This is a genomic window from Chitinophaga pendula, from assembly GCF_020386615.1.
GTDB classification, from domain to species: domain Bacteria; phylum Bacteroidota; class Bacteroidia; order Chitinophagales; family Chitinophagaceae; genus Chitinophaga; species Chitinophaga pendula.
In genome coordinates this window covers 5,142,914-5,162,532 of the sequence record NZ_CP077769.1, presented here as the reverse complement: position 1 = coordinate 5,162,532, position 19,619 = coordinate 5,142,914, and the positions used below count along the sequence as shown (strand labels likewise).

At 49.6% G+C, this 19,619-nt stretch carries 12 protein-coding genes; all 12 read left to right on the top strand.

All coding sequences use genetic code 11. From position 1 onward, the window contains the following. The first annotated feature begins 105 nt into the window (after positions 1–105). Positions 106–456 (top strand): PadR family transcriptional regulator, encoded by a 351-nt coding sequence (locus KTO58_RS18865; protein ID WP_095837891.1) that lies wholly within the window; start codon positions 106–108, stop codon positions 454–456. Positions 457–484: 28 nt separating this feature from the next. Continuing rightward, positions 485–1,984, top strand: a complete 1,500-nt coding sequence (gene glpK, locus KTO58_RS18860; protein ID WP_095837892.1) for a glycerol kinase GlpK — start codon at positions 485–487, stop codon at positions 1,982–1,984. A gap of 463 nt (positions 1,985–2,447) precedes the next feature. Continuing rightward, on the top strand, positions 2,448–4,019 hold the full coding sequence (locus tag KTO58_RS18855; RefSeq protein ID WP_095837893.1) for a glycerol-3-phosphate dehydrogenase/oxidase: 1,572 nt from the start codon (positions 2,448–2,450) through the stop codon (positions 4,017–4,019). Between the two features lie 257 nt (positions 4,020–4,276). Further along, positions 4,277–7,480 carry a SusC/RagA family TonB-linked outer membrane protein gene (locus KTO58_RS18850; RefSeq protein WP_198315191.1) on the top strand — a complete coding sequence of 1,068 codons (3,204 nt, stop codon included), beginning with the start codon at positions 4,277–4,279 and terminating at the stop codon, positions 7,478–7,480. Positions 7,481–7,501: 21 nt separating this feature from the next. After that, complete coding sequence (locus KTO58_RS18845; RefSeq protein WP_198315192.1) at positions 7,502–8,950, top strand: SusD/RagB family nutrient-binding outer membrane lipoprotein; 1,449 nt, start codon at positions 7,502–7,504, stop codon at positions 8,948–8,950. A 71-nt stretch (positions 8,951–9,021) separates the two neighbouring features. After that, on the top strand, positions 9,022–10,500 hold the full coding sequence (locus KTO58_RS18840; protein ID WP_095837896.1) for a calcineurin-like phosphoesterase C-terminal domain-containing protein: 1,479 nt from the start codon (positions 9,022–9,024) through the stop codon (positions 10,498–10,500). A 24-nt stretch (positions 10,501–10,524) separates the two neighbouring features. Continuing rightward, complete coding sequence (locus KTO58_RS18835) at positions 10,525–11,211, top strand: GDSL-type esterase/lipase family protein (protein ID WP_095837897.1); 687 nt, start codon at positions 10,525–10,527, stop codon at positions 11,209–11,211. A gap of 21 nt (positions 11,212–11,232) precedes the next feature. Beyond that, positions 11,233–12,132, top strand: a complete 900-nt coding sequence (locus KTO58_RS18830) for a glycerophosphodiester phosphodiesterase family protein (protein ID WP_095837898.1) — start codon at positions 11,233–11,235, stop codon at positions 12,130–12,132. A 246-nt stretch (positions 12,133–12,378) separates the two neighbouring features. Beyond that, complete coding sequence (locus tag KTO58_RS18825; RefSeq protein WP_095837899.1) at positions 12,379–12,978, top strand: RNA polymerase sigma-70 factor; 600 nt, start codon at positions 12,379–12,381, stop codon at positions 12,976–12,978. 90 nt (positions 12,979–13,068) lie between these two features. Continuing rightward, on the top strand, positions 13,069–14,076 hold the full coding sequence (locus KTO58_RS18820; RefSeq protein WP_095837900.1) for a FecR domain-containing protein: 1,008 nt from the start codon (positions 13,069–13,071) through the stop codon (positions 14,074–14,076). A gap of 202 nt (positions 14,077–14,278) precedes the next feature. Further along, positions 14,279–17,860, top strand: a complete 3,582-nt coding sequence (locus KTO58_RS18815) for a TonB-dependent receptor (RefSeq protein ID WP_198315193.1) — start codon at positions 14,279–14,281, stop codon at positions 17,858–17,860. Between the two features lie 18 nt (positions 17,861–17,878). Then, positions 17,879–19,615, top strand: coding sequence for a DUF4397 domain-containing protein (locus tag KTO58_RS18810; RefSeq protein ID WP_095837901.1), 1,737 nt, complete (start codon positions 17,879–17,881; stop codon positions 19,613–19,615). The last annotated feature ends 4 nt before the right edge of the window (positions 19,616–19,619 follow it).

Here is a 19,619-nt window from a genome sequence, read left to right as displayed (position 1 = left end):
CCAAATACTTTGCCATTTAATAACATTTAATTATTCCATTATGCTTAAATTTATCGCCAGCCGCTATGGATAAAGAATAAAACCATCCTGTAGCCTATACTCTTTATGGATAATAGCCAAAGTGCATATTTCATCAATCGCTGGCAATCGCAGATCAAGAAGGGCCTCTTCGAATATATCATCTTGCTGCTGTTGCAAAAAAAAGAACGCTATGGGTATGAGTTGATCAGCGAGATCAAAAAACTGGCAGACATGGATATAGCAGAGGGCACCATCTATCCGCTCCTCAGTCGGCTCAAAAAAGAAAAACTGGTGGAATCCAGATGGGTTGAAATGGAAGAGGGCGTACCACGCAAATATTACCAACTAACCGAACTGGGTAACGAATACCTGGAAGCCATGTATAAATACCTCGGCGAGCTGATGCAGGCCATCGCAGACCTGAAAAAATTATAATAGGGAACCGTCCGTAAATAGGAAACAGATGCTACAGCAACCGTCATACATTCTCTCCCTCGACCTCGGCTCCAGTACAGCCGGAGCCGTTCTGTTCAATCGCCAGGGAGAAGTCGTCAAACAGTGCCAGAAAGAATACGAAAAATATTACCCGCAACCCGGCTGGATAGAAGTAGACCCGGATGAAATATGGTTCACCATGCTCTCCGTAATCGAAGAACTGGTCGCCGACACCAACCTGAAAGCCGCCCAGATCGCCGGCATCGGCATCGCCAATCAACGCGAAACAACTGTCATCTGGGATAAATCATCCGGAAAACCCATCTACAATGCCATCGCCTGGCAAGACCGCCGTGGCTCCCGCCTCTGCGACGAACTCCGCTACCAGGGATTCGCCGAACTCGTAAGAGGAAAAACCGGCCTCATCCTCGATGCCTACTTCTCCGCCAGCAAAATCCGCTGGATATTAGATAACGTTATCGGAGCCCGGCTCGCCGCCGAACAAGGACAACTCGCCTTCGGTACCATCGACGCCTGGCTCATCTGGAAACTCACGGGTGGCAAAGAACACCTCACCGAGATCACCAACGCCTCCCGTACCATGCTGTTCAACATATTCACACAGCAATGGGATGAAGAACTATTACGCCTCTTTAAAATACCCGTCCAGCTATTGCCCAAAGTATGTGGCAACAGCGAGATCATCGCCCATACCGCCCCCGTCATCCTCGACGCCCCCGTACCCATCGCCGGCGTCGCCGGCGACCAGCATGCCGCCCTCTTCGGACAACTGTGCTTCGAACCAGGTACCGTTAAAAATACCTACGGCAGCGGCTGCTTCGTACTCATGAACATCGGTACCGCACCCATCCTCTCCGCTCATAACCTGCTCACCACCGTCGCCTGGAAGATCAACAACCAGGTCATATACGCCCTCGAAGGCTCCGTATTCGGTGGTAGCTCCGTATTCCGCTGGATAAGAGATGGCCTCGGTCTCATCGACCATACCGCCGAAATAGAAGACCTGGCCCGCACAGAAGAAGACAACGGCGGCGTCATGTTCGTACCCGCCCTCTCCGGACTAGGCGCCCCCTACTGGGACCCCTACGCCAGAGGTATGATCATCGGCATCACCCGCGGCACCTCCTCCGGACATATCGCCCGCGCCGCCCTCGAAGGCGTCGCCCTCGGTATCGACGACGCCCTCCAGGCCATGCAGAAAGATACCGGTCAACGCATCAGCATGCTCAAAGTAGATGGCTCCTCCGCCGGATACGACTGGTTCATGCAACTCCAGACCAATATCATCCAATCCCCCGTACAGCGTCCAGCCGTTATGCCCGTCAGCGCACTCGGCGTCGCCTACCTCGCAGGACTGGCTACCGGCTTCTGGAACAATCTCAACGAGATCCGCCGCAACGAACGGATAAATAGCGTGTTCTCACCCGAACTACCCGCCGAAAGCGTACTCCCCCTCAAACAACGCTGGCAACGCGCCATCGCTCGCGTACAGCAATGGGATATATAATTGATAAACAATGAATTGCAGGTTAGCATCATGCGCATAAGGCTATGATGCTGACCTGCCCCTCGAATCATGCTCGGCTATATTTGCTATATCTCCCGTCCACCTCTTCCATAGTTTAGATATATCATTCCTATATCTCCCGTCCACCTCCGGCCAGCTTCCCGATCGCCCTCCGCTCATCGCCACATCGCTCTTCCCACCCCGCCAGCCGCTCACCAAACTTTCCCTTATCCACCTCCAAATCCCCCAAAAACCACCCAAACTGCACTTAAAATCCCTCCTCTCAGCCCACTAAACACAATAGCAAGTTAATTTTACATTAATCGAGCTTTAACATTTTGTTAAGTATCGTATTCCGATGTATATTGTATTCAAATGAATATACCTTTACTACGTATTCGAAAGTACACCCGATCAATATGGGCCCTTTCTTGTTAATAGTAATGAGGTAATTACCAATCGTATGAACAGAGAGACCATCATTACAACATTGCAACACGATCACCAGCCTTGGGACATCGTGGTGATAGGAGGAGGGGCCACCGGCCTCGGTGCAGCACTGGAAGCAGTGACAAGAGGATACCGGACTATATTACTCGAACAAACGGACTATGCTAAATCAACCTCTAGCAAAAGTACCAAACTGGTACATGGTGGCGTTCGCTACCTCGCTCAGGGTGACGTCTCCCTCGTTAGAGAAGCTAGTGTAGAACGGGGACTACTCCTCCGGAATGCTCCCCACCTCGTCCGCAACCTGTCTTTCGTAATACCCACTTTCAGCCTCTGGGAAAATGTGAAATATACCATCGGTCTGAAACTATACGATTGGATGGCCGGCAGGCTCAGCCTCGGCAGATCCAGACACATATCGAAAAAAGAAGCGCTGAATAGATTAGCCACACTGAAAACAGATCGCCTCGCAGGAGGTGTCCTGTATCATGATGGACAGTTCGACGATAGCCGCCTGGCAATCAACCTCGCTCAAACCATTCACGATAAAGGAGGCATCGCCCTCAATTATGTGAAAGTGACCAGCTTGCAAAAAGATGCCAACGGACATATCAACGGTGTAACAGTAATGGACACACTGGGAAATGTAGAAATGAAATTGCAGACAAAGGCCGTCATCAACGCTACCGGCGTATTCGTAGATGATATCCTCCGCATGGATGATCCCAGTGCCCGTAAGTCCATCACCGCCAGCCAGGGAGTGCACGTCGTCCTCGACAAAGCATTCCTTCCCGGCCACGATGCCCTCATGATACCGCAAACCAGTGACGGCCGCGTATTGTTCGCCGTACCTTGGCACAACAAAGTAGTCGTGGGTACCACCGATACACCGGTCAGCTATATCAGTCTCGAACCGCATGCACTGGAAAAAGAAATCAACTTCATCCTCCAGACCGCTGCACAATACCTGGTCCGCCAACCTACCCGCAACGATGTTCAAAGCGTATGGGCAGGCCTCAGACCACTAGCCGCTCCGAAAGAAGAAGGCCACAAGACAAAAGAAATATCACGTAGTCATAAGATCATGGTGGCAGCCTCCGGCCTCGTCACCATCATAGGAGGAAAGTGGACTACATACCGCCGAATGGCAGAAGATGTAGTGAACAAAGTCGAACAGTCGCAACAGTGGAAGCCGACTCCTTCCGTTACACATCACATGCCCGTTCACGGCGCCGTCGAAGGAATGGACTGGAACGATCCCTGGTACTTCTACGGAACCGATGCACAGGAAATCCGCAAACTGGCTGACAATTCCCCACAAGGAAACGAAATAGTCAGCCACTCACTTGGTATCGTCAAAGCCCAGATCATATGGGCCGTAAAAGCAGAAATGGCGCGACATGTAGAAGACTTCCTGGCTCGTCGCACAAGAGCACTCTTCCTCGACGCCACAGAAGCACAACGCATCGCTCCCTTCGTCGCCAGTATAATGGCAGCCGAACTGGGATACGATAACAACTGGATACAACAGGAAGTAACAGCCTTCGATACATTAGCAAAAGGCTACCTTTTACACCAACAATGAACCAACGTTAGTATTTAACGACGCTATATAACAACTTGGAGAATAAGTAGATCGACCTGGGAACAATGTCGTACGGGATTGCTCGTCCTGTACCCTCCACGTTAACCATTGTATTCCCATAATAAAAAAGAATGAAAAGTTTGTACTCCTGCTTCACTGTCAACAACAGCGGAGGCGGGCAGGGGAATTTATACACATAAAATCAGGAACAGATAAGGGACAATATCGACCTATACTAAAACAAAAATGACCTTCTAATGCGAACATTTACGCACCAAAAGTTGCAGCAATCACTGCATGGACTATGTATGATTGCATTCCTCCTCCTGTGTGCCTCCAACGGTTTTGCACAGGTACTCACCATCACCGGTAAAGTCACCGACGCTAAAAATAACCAGACCATCCCTGGTGTTAGCGTACAACTCAAAGGCACCTCCAAAGGCGCCTCCACTAACGGCGATGGAGAATTTAAAATCAATGCCGAGAAAGGCGATATCATTATCATCAGCTTCGTAGGCTATCTCAAACAGGAAATCACCGTGGGCGACAAAAAACATATCGACGTCTCCCTCAAAGAAGATGTAAGAGAACTACAAGGCGTTGTAGTTACCGCATTAGGTATCAAAAGACAACAGGAATCCCTGGGCTTCGCTACTCAAACCATCGGCGACAAAGACATGACCGATGCACGCGCCAACAACTGGGTATCCGCACTCTCCGGTAAAGTAGCAGGGCTTACCCTCACCTCACCGGGCTCCGGCCCCCTCGGCTCCACCCGCATCACCCTCAGAGGCGATAAATCCCTGTCTCCAAATGGTAACAACGCCCTCATCGTACTCGATGGAGTACCCATGACCAGCGATATCACCAGCTCCGGTGCAGGAAATGCCTACCAGGCAGGTAGCGGCGCAGACGTTCCCATCGACTTCGGTAACGGTATCAATGATATCAACCCCGACGATATCGAAAGCATCACCGTACTCAAAGGTGCCGGTGCCACCGCCCTCTACGGTAGCCGCGCCGCAAACGGTGCACTCATCATCACCACCAAATCCGGCTCCCGCAAAAACAAAGGCTTAGGCGTTACCGTTAACTCCAGCATCGCAGTCAACGATGTACTCAAATGGCCGGCTTATCAATACGAATACGGTCAGGGCGTTGGTAAAACCTTCGATCCGGCTGCTAACTTATACTACTCCTTCGGCCGCTCCGATGATGGCGCCAACACCGGCAGCACCAGTAGCGCCTTCGGCCCTAAATTCAATGGCCAGCAATACTTCCAGTACGATCCAGAAATAGAAGGCCAATCCCTCACCCGCAAACCCTGGCAGCCTTATACCAACAATATCAAAGGCTTCTGGAAAACAGGTCATACCCTCACCAATAGCGTAGCCCTCGAAGGCGGTGGCGAAAAAGGTAGCACCCGCGCCTCCGTGACCCACTCCAAAAACGAATGGATCATGCCCAATACCGGCTTCGAAAGACTCACAGTAGCCCTCAGCACCAACCAAAAAGTGTCTGACAAACTGCGCATCAACGCCAAAGTGAACTATACCAACAAAAAAAGCGATAACCTCCCGGCTACCGGCTATAACAACCAGTCTATCGCATACTTCATGATATTCCAGAACCCTAACGTCGACCTCGATTGGTACAGACCCATCTGGAAAAAAGGTAGAGAACAACTCGAACAGGTACACCCGTTCAGCTCATATATAGACAACCCTTACCTCATCGCCTACGAAATGACCAACTCACTCAACAGTCATAACGTAGTAGGTAACCTGTCCGCCAACTATGAAGTGTCCAAACATTTCGACTTCATGGTACGCTCCGGTATCAACCTCACCGCCGAAAGCCGCCAGCAACGCCGCCCTTATAACACAGCGAACTTCGCTGCAGGTTACTATAAAGAACAAAACATCAATCGCTACGAGATCAACACAGACGCGTTACTGACATACCACCAGGACCTGTCTGCCAAATTCAAACTGTCAGCTTCCATAGGAGCCAACGCATTGCGTAGCCGGTACACCGCTAACAGCGCATATATCAACGGCCTCGTAACACCCGGCGTATACAAACTGTCCAATGGCCAGTATAACATCATCTTTACACCAGACCACGCCAACAAAAATGTAAACAGCGCCTACGCATTTACTAACTTGTCCTACGACAATAAAATATTCCTCGACCTGACCGCCCGTAACGACTGGTCCAGCACATTGCCAAGGGCAAACTCCAGCTTCTTCTATCCTTCAGCTAACACCAGCTTTATCCTCAACAGGATATTCAAATTGCCCGAAGTGATATCTTATGCTAAACTCAGATTGTCCGTAGCTAAAGTAGGTAACGATACCGATCCGTATCGCGAAAGAAAATACTACATCATCAACGAGTTCCCCTCTTCCGCTACTACTGATAATACCTTATATAACGTCAACTTCAAACCCGAACTTACCACCAGCTACGAAGCAGGTCTGGAATACCAGCTCTTCGGTGGCCGCCTCGGTATGGACGTAAGCGTATATCGTACCAACACAGAAAATCAGATCATCCCCATCGCCCTCGAACCCTCCACCGGTTACGCCAGAGCGATCGTAAACGCCGGTACCATCCAGAACAGAGGCGTAGAGATCGTCCTCAACGCCAAACCACTGGCTAAAGGCGACTTCAAATGGAATACCACCATCACCTGGGCCAGGAACGTCAGCAAAGTACTCGAACTGGCAGAACGTTTCGGCGGCGATAAACAACTCCTCATCGGTACCGGCGGTACCGCCAGCGTAATCGCTCAGGTAGGTGGCAGAATGGGTGATATCTATGGCTACGGCTTCGTACGTAACCCCGAAGGAAAGATCGTATACAACAAAGATGGCCTCACCGAAAAACCAGCAGAGATACAATATATCGGCAACGCATATGCCGACTGGAAAGGTGGTATCAGCAACGAATTCTTCTATAAGAACTTCCGCTTTAGCTTCCTCATCGATGGCCAGGTAGGAGGGATCGTATACTCTCAGACACATCATAAAATGAGCGAACAGGGTAAACTGAAAAGCACATTACCAGGCCGCGAAGAAGGATTCATCATCGGCGATGGCGTAGTCCTCAATGCAGATGGCTCCTACTCGCCCAATACGAAAAAAGTAACCGTAGGAGACTACTACGCCGACTACTATCGTCGCGCCAATGTAGAAGCCAACGCATTCGATGCCTCCTTCCTCAAACTGAGAGAAGTACGCCTCGAATACAACTTGCCTAAACGGCTGCTCGCACGCGCACGCATCAACTCCGCCAGCGTAGCACTCTATGGCCGCGATCTCGCAATGATCACAAACTATCCCATGTTCGATCCCGAAACCGCTGCCCTCAACGGCAACACCATCCTCCCGGGCATAGAAATGGGCCAGTTACCTTCCATGAGAACCTTTGGTTTGAATCTCACCCTTAAATTCTAACCGACTCAAATGCTAATGATTATGATGAACATAAAGAAAATAATGGTAGCCGTCCTCGCTGGTATCACACTGGCTGCCTGCACCAAAGACTTCGAAAAGATCAACACAGATCCCGATAACCTAGAGAAAGTAAGTGCAGCTACCTTACTCAATCCTATCCTCTACGAAATGTCCACCTTCAACGCCAGCCGCAGCGAAGGCTTCACCATGGACATCATGCAGGTGAGATTACCATGGCCCAGCGTATCCGGTGGTACACACCGATACGTTGTTACCGAAAATGCCGGCAACTCCACCTGGAACACCTACTACCGCTGGCTCAATAACATCCGCGAAGTAGATGAAGCAGCCATCGCTGACAATAACAACCTGAGCTACCGCGCCATCGCACTCACCCTCAAAGCTTGGGGCTTCTCCCTGCTCACCGACTGCTTCGGCGATGTACCCATGTCTGAAGCACTCAAAGCAGAACAAAACCAGCTGAAACCAGCGTTCGACAAACAGGAAGATATCTATAAAGAACTTCTGAAAAACCTCGACTCCGCCAACAGCTGGCTTACCGCTCCTAAAGATGTCCTCAGCAACAACCGCGAAATGCTGTACGACAACGATCTGAAGAAATGGCGCAAATTCGCCAACTCCCTCCAGATGAGACTCCTCCTCCGTATCAGCAACAGAACGGAAACCAAAGCATACGAAAAACTGGCTGCAATGGTCGCCGACCCAGTGAAATACCCGGTCTTCTCCAACAACGCCGAAGCCGCACTCTATAAGATCACCGGCATTACACCTAATATCTCCCCCTGGAGCCGCGTACAGGACTTCGTCAACTTCCGATGCGCAGGCGAATTCTTCGTGAATACACTCAACGACTTCGCCGACCCCAGAAGGGATAAATGGCTGTCACAAGCCACCGATACCGCCAAAGTGCCTAAAAAGATCGGCTTCAAAGGCATACCCGCCGGCCACGATGGCAGCGATGGACAGTTCTTTTTCAACCCGTCCAACATGCTCGCACCACTGGGGGTAGCTCCTACCATGATAGCTGTAGTAATGACCTACTCCGAAGTAGAATTCATCAAAGCAGAACTGGCACAAAAAGGCCTCATCGCCGGTGGCGCACAGTCCTACTACGAAAACGCAGTAAAAGCCTCCATCGAACAATGGGGCGCTACCGTACCTGCCAACTACTTCCAAAACCCGAAAGCAGCATACGATGGTACCCTCGAACGTATCATGCTGCAAAAGTATATCGCCCTCTTCTTCAACGACTACCAGCAATGGTTCGAATACCGCCGTACCAAACTACCCGTACTACCCGTAGGCCCTGGCATGCTCAACGACAAGAAAATGCCGGTTAGATTCAAATATCCACTCACCGTTCAGACTGCTAACCCTGATAACTACAGACGCGCAGTAACAAACATGGGTGGTGATGACATCAATACCAAAGTATGGTGGGAAAAATAATTAAGTAAAATCCAGCTCGCAAAACGGTATCTTCAAGGATACCGTTTTGCGTTCTTCAAAGTAGATATACTATGAACAGACGAATATTTGTACGCACCGTCTCCCTGCTCGTCGCCGGCGCCATGACGGGCCTCCGCAAAGTAGCAGGGGCAATGCACATCCGCGCTAAAGCCGTAAAAGTAAATGGCCGCGTCACCGCCGCAGGTAAACCCGTAAAAGGTGCCCTCATCTCCGATGGCGTGAATATCGTTAAAACAGACAACCAGGGTAAATACACCCTCACCACCGATGCCGATGCCGAATTCGTATGGATATCCGTACCCGCTGGTTTCGCATTCCCACACCACAACGGCATCGCCGACTTCTACCGCCGCATCAACCAGGAAAAAAATGAACAAGCCATCGACTTCAAACTCGATCGCCTCTCCCGCGACGACAGAAAACACCAGTTCGCACTCTGGGCCGACCCGCAGATCAAATACGATGAAGATGCCCGCGAACTCATCAACGTCTCCGCACCCGATCTGAAAGCAGTAATAGAAAGCTATGGCAAAGATGCCCTCTTCCATGGCGTCGGCTGCGGCGACCTCGTTTGGGACGAACCTCGCCTCTTCCCAGATTACAACAAAGCAGTAGCCATCGCCGGCATCCCCTTCTTCCAGGTCATCGGCAACCACGACATCGACTACAACGTCGACGACAGCCAGTCCGATCGTACCTTCAAATCACACTACGGCCCCACCTACTACTCTTTCAACCGTGGCAACGCTCACTACATCGTCATAGACGACGTATACTACGAAGGAGAAGACAAAAAATATAAAGGCTTCATCACCGACAAACAAATGGCCTGGCTCGAAAAAGACCTGGCACTGGTAAAGCCAGGTTCCCTCGTCATCGTCAATATCCACATCCCTTCCTATACCGAAATGCACATCCGCAACAAGAAGGAAAACCCCGCACCGGGAGGTACCGTATCCAACAGAGAAAAACTGTACGCCCTGCTGGCGCCATTCAACACACACATCCTCAGCGGACATACCCACTACAACGAAAACATCGTCAACGGCAATATCATGGAACACGTACATGGCACCGTATGCGGCGCCTGGTGGACTGGTCCCGTATGTAGCGATGGTACACCTAATGGATATGGAATATACGAAGTAGAGGGCAACGACCTGAAATGGTATTACAAAAGCACCGGAAAGTCCCGCGACTACCAACTCAGCATATACAGCATCGCCCTCGATGGAAAAGCTGCCAACGCCATCATGGCAAACGTATGGAACTGGGACCCGCAATGGAAAGTAGAACTGATCGCAGACAATACCAACATCGGCGAAATGAAACAACATACCGGCCTCGATCCGCAAGCCGTTATACTTTACCAGGGTAAAGACATCCCAGCCAAACATAAATTTGTAGAACCTACCGCTACCAGCCACCTCTTCCTCGGCAACGTACCGGCAGGCACCAAAAAAGCAACCGTAAAAGTAACCGATCGCTTCGGACAGGTATACACCCAATCCATAGCACTCGACGCCTGATAACATTAAGATAATAGATAGCTTATGAAGATCTTTACTAAATTTCTCGCCGGTTGCAGCGCCATACTATTACTGGCCACAACCGCCAATGGACAGACAAACGGTTATGACAGCACCGCACGTCCGAATAGTTTTAAAATGCAGGTAGAACGCTTTAACTCATATCCTAACAGCAAAAAGGATATCATATTCCTCGGTAACAGCATCACCGCCGGCACCGACTGGGCAGAACTCCTGCAGGAACCAAATGCTAAGAACAGAGGCATCTCCGGAGATATCACCTTCGGCGTCCTCGAACGTCTCAGCGAAGTCACAGAAGGCAAACCGGCAAAAGTATTTATCCTCATCGGGATCAACGACCTGGGCCGCAAAATACCCGACGACGTCATCTTCCATAACTATCAACGGATCGTACAACGCATCAAAACAGAAAGCCCGTCCACAAAAATTTATTTCCAAAGCGTATTGCCCACAAACGATAGCTTCCCAGCCAAAAATCAATTCCACAAACAGGAAAATATACACTTCCTCAACAACGGATTGAAACAACTGGCAGCTAAAGAACATTTCACTTTCATCGATCTGCACAGCAGGTTCCTCGACAACGCCGGACAGCTGGATGCCCGCTTTACATACGATGGCCTCCACCTCAACCCGGCCGGATACCTCCACTGGGCCCAGATACTGAAAGAAGGAGGATACCTTAAATGATCGCTTAAAACTCGGATAGATATGGTTAAGAAAAGTATCGCCATCATGTCACTGCTGGCTACCGTATGTACACTGCAAACCGCTACAGCACAACACAAATTCCCCGCCTTCGATACAGAAGGACACAGGGGTAGCCGCGGCCTGATGCCCGAAAACAGCATCCCCGCCATGAAAAAAGCCGTCGACCTCGGCGTTACCACCCTCGAAATGGACGTGGTGATATCCCGCGATAAAAAGGTCGTAGTATCGCACGATGCCTACATCAACAGCATATTCTCCCTCGACCCCTCCGGCAAACCATTCACCAAAGAAGACCAGAAAAAGTATGTCATCTACCAGATGGACTACGCAGAGGTGAAACGTTTCGACGTAGGCAGCAAAGGAAATCCCGGGTTCCCCAAACAAACACTTATTAAAACATACAAACCTCTCCTCGGAGAACTTATCGACTCCGTAGAACAGTACATCAAACAAAAAGGCCTACCCCCGGTTTGGTACAACATCGAAACCAAATCCGAAGAAGGACACGATGGCGAACTGCAACCTGCTCCCGATGAATTCGTAGCTCTACTCGTCGCCGTACTCAAAGAGAAAAAGATCACCGACAGAACCGTCATACAATCCTTCGACAAACGCACCTTACAGGTACTGCATAAAAAACATCCAAAGATCAAAACATCCTACCTCATAGGCCCCGATATCCTCGGCCTGAAAGGTAATCTGGATGCACTGGGCTTCAAACCCTTCGCATACAGCCCCTACTATAAAGGCGTCACCGCACAACTCGTAAAAGAGTGCAAAGAACAGGGCATCAAGATCATTCCCTGGACAGCCAATACCCTGGAAGAACTCAAAGCCCTCAAAGCTTTAGGCGTAGATGGTATCATCACCGACTATCCGGATCTGTTCAAAGATTTATAACTGTCACATTTTTAATTGCAAAGGAGCTGACCACCAAGGTCAGCTCCTTTTTTAATGACTACAATAAAAAGATAAACTTAACATAAACGCGTACCGCAGGTACACCCACAAGTCGCACAGGTAGCAAACCCATTCCTACAATTAGCTGTATAGACGGCAACGTAAGCACCGGTACAGCCGATTTAATATTTAGATAATATACAACATAAATTTTTGCTGGTAAGTTTGCCAAAAAAGTGGGTTGTTATGGGGATAACTTTACAGGAATTGTCAGATGATATGTTATTGGCAGCATGCAGACAGGAAAATGTAAAGGCCTTTGACGTATTATTCGATCGTTACGCTGCCCGCTTATACCACTACGCACTTAAATACATCAAAGACGAAGCCGTAGCCGAAGAAACAATGATGGACCTCATGTGCTGGGTATGGGAAAAAAGACACCAGCTGAATGAAGATATCCGCTTCGCGCCTTACATCTTCCGGGCAATGAAAAATGCAGTGATCAAAGTACTAACCCGGAAACCCTACGCCACCCTACCCCTGGAAGAAAAATTCGCCGACGAAATAACAACCTCCGCTCATGCCGCCGATCAGCGCTTATCCGATATGGAACTCAACGAAGCATACCACGAAATGCTCGATGGCCTCAGCCAGCAACGCCGCCTCGTATTCGAACTGAGCCGGCATAACAATCTCAGCCACGCAGAGATCGCTAAAGAAACTAACCTGTCCCTGTTCACCGTAAAGAACCATATCAAAGCCTCCCTCACCCATTTCCGCCGCCATTTAAAAGATCACCTGGACATCACCACCCTCATACTCTTCTGTTTATTAACACACTAAAAATATTTTCCTCCACAGTAGCCCTCCTACTCATTTTCTGGCCCTTATATAGTATACGGTCATATTTAGTGACCGCCTACATTCATATACATGGGAAAATCAGTCGAGAAACTTTTTATAAAATACCTGGATGGAGCTTGTACACCGGAAGAAAAGGCAATGGTCGAAATCTGGCTGCAGGATGAAGGCAACAGCGCCATATTAGACGCCTTATTGAAGGAAAGACTGGCAGAAGATATGTTAATGGATACGAAAGACACCGTATCCCCCGAACGCGTGGCCGAATGGAAAGAAAAACTGCATCAGCGCATACAACCAAAGGAAATACCCGTACGCCGGTTGTCTTACCGATTCTGGCTACGGGCAGCTATCCTCGTAGCTGTCGTCTGCGGCATGGGCTACTATGCCTTTTATATGCATGGCAACATGCCTGCCGCAACACAGCAAATGGCCTGGGAAGAAACCGCCAACCAAATGGGGAAAAGAGCCACCGTCACACTAACAGATGGAACCGTCGTTCTACTGGGGCCCAACAGTAAGTTGTACTACCCGCAGGAATTCAGCGGCCCCAACCGGCTCGTCAGGCTAACAGGAGAAGCCTTCTTCGACGTGAGCGAAGATGCCGCTCATCCCTTCGTCGTTAATACAAACGATATACAAACAACCGTATTAGGAACCTCCTTCCGCATCAGCGCATTTACAAACATGCCCGTTACCGTCGCAGTAGCGACAGGCCGCGTAAGGGTAGACCGCCGCCAGCAAAATGGATTACAGGAACTGGCCGTCCTCACCCCGGGCCGCGAAGTCACCTGGCTGCAGGAACAACAACAGGCAACCGTATCAACAGTCAATATACAGGACGTAGAAGGTTGGAAACGGGGACGACTGGTGTTTAATAACCAACCACTGAAAACAATAGCAGAAACACTGGAAAGATGGTACGATGTAGATATCCGCTTCCAACATCCCCATACAGCAAAGACAAGAATAACAGTTACACTTTTTGCATCAGGTAGCATCAGACAGACATTAGAGACGTTGTCCGTTGGCAGCAACTTTAAATACACAGTGAAAGATCGCCAAATAATTATTCATTAAAATATCTACTCAGCAGTCATGTAGTAAAAACAAAAAAAACGTTCCCGTTTGCATTGGACCGCTTACAGGAACGCTTTCAGTTTGAATGCTTACCTGTCATGTTTTGGACGACCGACAGGTAAACTGAACATACCGGACATTGGACTGTCCGGTCGTTAACAGATTTCCGGCAAAGCCGGATTAACCAGTAACAATCAAAAATATGAAAAAAGGATTAAAAAATCCTTTAGGACGTACTGCGGAACCCGTTTCCCTAAACCTTCATCATGCGGATGCTGCTGAAGTTGGTGCAGTAAGATCGCTGGTCAATAGCAGACAGCAACGCGCAATTTATTACTTCCTGATGAGATGCTCATTTATCATCGTGGCCGTTCAGCTTACTTTCGTTAGCCTGCTGTTCGCAGATCACGCAAAGAGCCAGGACCTGGATGCACGGCTGAACCTGCAACTAAAGGAGAAAAGCCTGAAAGAAAGCCTCTTGGTTATAGAAGAAAAAACTGGAGTTCGCTTCCTGCTGCCGGAAGAACTATTGGCCTCCGTCAGTAAACGCATTACCATAGATCGCGAACACATCCGCGTCCGCGAAGCACTGGATGCATTACTGGTAAATACCACACTGACCTACCGGCCAGTGAACGGGTACGTCGTACTGACACGAAAACCAATACCCATTAAAATCACCGGCCGCGTCGCAGATGGTAGAACCAAAGAACCCCTGCCTGGCGTATCCATCCGCCTCAAAGGCGCACAACAGGGCGCCACCACAGATGCTAATGGCTACTTTACCATCAACGTACCCGAAGAGGGCGGATCACTCGTATTCGCTTTCATTGGCTATGAAGCCAGGGAACTACGCGTAGACGCCAAAACCGGCCACCTCAATATCCTCCTAAATGCCTCCACCAGACTGCTGGGAGAAGTACAGGTACAAGCTCGCCGTAAAACAAATACAGAAATCACCGTACTCCAGGAAAGAAGAAACGCCGCCATCGTGCAGGATGCCATCTCCGCTCAGCAAATCGAAAGAACCGCCAGCATCACCACCACCCAGGCCCTCCAAAGAGTATCCGGCGTAACCGTAACAGACGATAAGTATGTCGCCATCAGAGGACTCGGAGACAGAAGCGTGATCGGCCAGCTCAACGGCGTACGCCTCGCTTCCTCCGACCCCGATCGCAGCACCATCCCACTCGATCTCGTACCTGCCTCCCTACTCGATAACATCACCATCTATAAAACAGTCACCCCCGATAAACCTGCCGACGCCGCCGCAGGTATCGTAGAACTGAAAACAAAATCCGTCCCCGAAAAACAAACACTGGAAATCATCCTCCAGTCAGGGTTCAATTCCAATATAGGATTGGGCGGAAAAATGAACAGCTTCTACAATAGCGATATGGGTTTCCTCGGACAAAAGGTAAATAATAAAAACCTCTCCCGCGAATTCCTCGACCTGTCAAAACAATACCCGGGCGGATTGGCAGATATACAACGCCTGATCGGCAACAATAACGGCGATCCCGCATTACAACAAGAAGCCGGCCGCATCAACCGCATCATGCACCAATTCGATCCCGTACTGACATCCCGGTATAAAAGCGCCCCTTTAAATCAATTGTTCTCCGTCACCTATGGTAACAATATAAAGGCGTTCAAATCACATCGCCTGGGTATCATCGCTGGCGCAAACTACTACCGCCGCAGTGTAGACATCTATGGCGGCGATCTCAACCAATACAGCATATACCAGGGCGTAATCACCGGCAACCCCGACGTTTACAGCCCACGCAATATCCCCAACTACATCACGCCTAATAACATGTTCATGGGCCGGTACCAAACCTATAAGGAATATACAGGTACCGAAACCCTCAACTATGGCCTACTCACCGGCCTGACCTATCAGTTTAATCCTCGCCACGAGATCAGCTTGCAATACCTGGGCAGCTGGGGCAGCGAATCCATGGCATTACATATGGATGGGAAATATGAATATGCCAGCCTCCCGGGAGAAGTAACCAGCACGATCTATTCCCTTAAACAGACACGTCGTAATCTCAATACCTATAACCTCCAGGGCGAACATAAATTCTTCACAGGCGAATACTCCCCTCGCTTAAGTTACAACCTGGCCACATCCAGCTCCTACCAAAACGATCCCGACTTCCGATTCGTAACACTGACAGACTATGCACCGCGTAAAGGCGCATGGTATAAAAAACCAGTAGTAGGACTTCCCGGCAGTGAAGGATATGAATGGACATTTACCAAACACTTGTATGCACTGAACTCCGGATATGTAAATGGATACGGTACCTACGGCATTATTCAGGCAGAACCCAACGGCCGCCGCTGGCGCCAGCTGAGAGAAACCAACTACAACTACAAAGCTGATCTCGCATTCCCATTCCCGCTGATGAGCCAACGCCAGGAACTGAAAGTAGGATTCAACTACCTGAATCGGGATCGCCGGTTCTCAGAAAATATGTTCTTCCTGCCTGGCTCTAACTTCACCACTTATGGCGCTGCCGCATTATATGAAGTGGAAGGCAACCTGGATCGCCTCGTAGGACCAGGAATAATAGGAATAAGAACACCCACCGGTGGAGTAGGAGAGGGCGCCGATAAAGTAGGCGGATTCCTATACAACAGCCAGAAATCACCCAACAACTATAAAGGGTTCTTTGAAACAAACGCCTTCTACGCAATGCTGGACCTCCGTCCGCTTAAACAATTGCGCCTCACAGGTGGAGTACGCTTCGAAAGAACCAACATACAATCCGCCGTAGACACCGCTAACGTATTCCTAGACCCGGCACTCACAAAAAAAGATGCCGACGGTCATGTCATCCCAGTCGTACTGATCAACCCTAATACAGTATACAAAACGACTTACAAACCTTATTATTCTGCCAATATAACCTATACACTACACGAGAATATGAACTTCCGCCTGGCGTACAATACCACGCTGGCACGTCCCGAACTACGTGAACTGACAAACGTATTCGAATTCGACGCATTCCAGATGGGACTAGTAGTAGGCAATCCGAAACTCGTAAATCAACACACCGAAAACATCGACTTCCGCTGGGAATGGTTCCCCGCCAGTGGCGAAGTGATCTCCGCCTCACTATTCGGTAAACGCATCAACAACCAGCTGGTAAAAGTATTCAGCCTGAAAACAGAAGGACTGGCCGCAAAATATCCCGAATACCCCACCATCCAGTTCCAGAACGACCCGAACACCGGTACCGTTTGGGGAATGGAACTCGAAGTCGTAAAAGACCTGGGTAAAATGTTCGACCCACTGAAAAATTTTAACCTGGGTACCAACCTCTTACTGGCACAAAGCAACATCCTCAAAACCGAAGAACGATACAAAGCAAATAAGTCCCTGGATCGCCATACACCCGAAAACAGTGCCTTGTTCGAACAAGCACCGTATTCAATCAACGTCTGGCTGAACTATGCCAATAAAAAATCCGGTACCGACCTCACCGCCACATTCAACATGGTAGGAGAACGCCTGGTACAGATCAACCTCACCGGAGAACCAGATCTGTATACCCGCCCCGTCCCCGTACTGGACCTCGTATTCAGCCAGCGTATCAGCAAACGTATCCTGTTCAAAGGCTACGCCAAAAATATACTCAACCCGGCCATCGAAACCGTATACGCCAACCCGGGCACCGGTGGGCGCTGGTATGGTGGGAAATATGTGAACAGAAGCTATAAACGTGGCAGCGAGATCATGATGGGCTTCACAGTGAACTTGTTTTAAACTTTAAAAGAATCACGCATGAAATATACTTGTGCAAAACTGCTATCAGCATGGCTGCTGTCCGGGGCGCTTATTTCTTCCTGCGTAAAGGAAAAAGAAGACCTGCGTTCAGACAACCGGGTGATCAACGATGCCCGCAAAGCGTCCAATATCCGGTTAGTCAACCCCATCGGCTACAACCAGGTGGTCATCAATGGAGATACACTCACTAACTATGTCATCATACCCAAATCACCACAGTATCCGCAATGGGAATATCCCGGTACTACCTACTTCCCGTCCAATGGAAGATTAGGTAACAACTGGTCCATACCGCGTTCATTACTGAAAGACGATGGTACCGCAATGCTGAAAGTGGAAATGAATGGCTTCCAGCTACCACTCCGGACACTGGAATTTAAAGTACAGGAAGACCACAGCCGGCCAATGGACTATTACCTGCTGGCACAAAAAGAAGATGCCTTCGTAATAGATGCACCGCCGAGTGTAATGCCAATACCACGCAGCATCAACCCTTCACCACGCCCAGACCATTTCAAAATAAGGGTGGTGAACATGGCCGCTCGCCTCGCCGACCAGGGCGCCAATGTCGAAAATGTAGCATTACCCCTCACACTTACATATGCTGATGGCAACACCGTCAGTGCCCTCACTAGCAATATCGCACCAGGACAATACTCCGAATATGTAGAAGTACCCTACGGTACCTACCAGTTTAAAATATTGACGCCTGCCGGTACTCAAGTAGCAGCACATGGTGGCAGCCTTAACGAAGATGCACACAAAACAGAGCCTACCACTTCTACCATAGCAAAAGATACCTCCGGCCGCCCGCATGCAGTGAGTACCGGACTGACCTATGCACCAATTCGTACCTATCAGCCCGGAGGGATCTATACCATCGTTATCACGCCAAAAAAGTTTATCATACCGTACTACAACGGCAACCCGGGCGAAGAAGTAGACATGATGCAAAATGGCTTCGACGTGATCGCCGACATCAGCGAACCGTATAACTATCAATACACCCGTATACAGTGGGTCAACGCCCTGCCCGGTAGCGCCGGTATCACCATGCACATGAATGGCCGCAAAATGGATGATGGCCTCTCCTTCGCCGCCAGCAGTAATTATATGACCACGGTAGCCGAAAAAACAGCATTCAAAGCAATAGATGCCGCCGGTAAGGAAATAGCCTCAGCAGAATATCAGCTGAAAGCCGGTGACAACTACAGCGTATGGCTATACGAAGACGCAGCAGGAAAAGCAATGATTCATGTAGTAACCAACAACCTCAGCGGAATATATACCACTATTGGCAACGGCGGACAAGATGCCACCTACGATCGCTTCAAACGCAGTTTTTCCACAGACATTCGCTTCCTCAATTACTGCCCCGATCTGCCCTACATCACCTTTACCGGCACAAACGGACAGCCTTTTACCTCCGGTGTGAATATGGCGCTGGCCCAAATCCCGGCAGGTAGCTCTCCCTACGCCAGGTTCGGCGCAACTGCTGTCGGCTATCAGATCATGGCCTACCGCTCCACACCCTCCGTAATACCGGGTAGATGGCTGGAAGACATTCCCGTAGTGAAAAGCGAACAACTCATAGCTCGCAGAGCACTATACGTAAGGAATAAACTGCCCATACAGGAACCAGGAGTGTATACCATCGCACTCATAGGTGGATACAAGAATAACACACCGTCCGCCCAAAAAGCCCGGATGATCATCGTAAAACACACCAAATAAGCAA